Source organism: Veillonella sp. R32, from assembly GCF_010093125.1.
Lineage (GTDB): Bacteria > Bacillota > Negativicutes > Veillonellales > Veillonellaceae > Veillonella_A.
Map to the genome: position 1 here is coordinate 1 of NZ_NMZQ01000078.1, position 676 is coordinate 676.

Below are 676 nucleotides of genomic sequence, written 5' to 3' on the forward strand. Positions count from 1 at the left end.
CACCTGCACCTGGACCTATCGCGGTGACGAGTGCGGTTATAGCGGTCCGGCTGTCGCGGATGAATATGACCAGCCAACGTCCGATATCACGAAGGATAAATGCAGCAAATGCCTGAGCGGTTGTAAGTTCCGCAATAACGTCGGCAACTTTGGCGGCTTCCTTTCCATTAACAAACTTTCGCAGTAAATCCCATGACACAGACAGAATCAGCGATTCTGGCGCACGCCCGGCGATGTGCGCCAGCGGAGTCGTGCGGCTTCGTGGTAAGCACGCCGGAGGGGGAAAGATATTTCCCCTGCGTGAATATCTCCGGTGAGCCGGAGGCGTATTTCCGTATGTCGCCGCAAGACTGGCTGCAGGCAGAAATGCAGGGTGAGATTGTGGCGCTGGTCCACAGCCACCCCGGTGGTCTGCCCTGGCTGAGTGAGGCCGACCGGCGGCTGCAGGTGCAGAGTGATTTGCCGTGGTGGCTGGTCTGCCGGGGGACGATTCATAAGTTCCGCTGTGTGCCGCATCTCACCGGGCGGCGCTTTGAGCACGGTGTGACGGACTGTTACACACTGTTCCGGGATGCTTATCATCTGGCGGGGATTGAGATGCCGGACTTTCATCGTGAGGATGACTGGTGGCGTAACGGCCAGAATCTCTATCTGGATAATCTGGAGGCGACGGGGC

The 676-nt window shown here is 58.3% G+C and carries 2 protein-coding genes; both read left to right on the top strand.

The annotated features are described in order from the left end of the window. Nucleotides 1-187 (top strand): phage minor tail protein L (locus tag VER_RS10195; RefSeq protein WP_134698275.1); only part of this gene is annotated, 187 nt, incomplete at its 5' end. A 5-nt stretch (nt 188-192) separates the two neighbouring features. Next, the coding region (locus VER_RS10200; RefSeq protein ID WP_162100700.1) for a C40 family peptidase at nt 193-676 on the top strand (484 nt) is incomplete at its 3' end.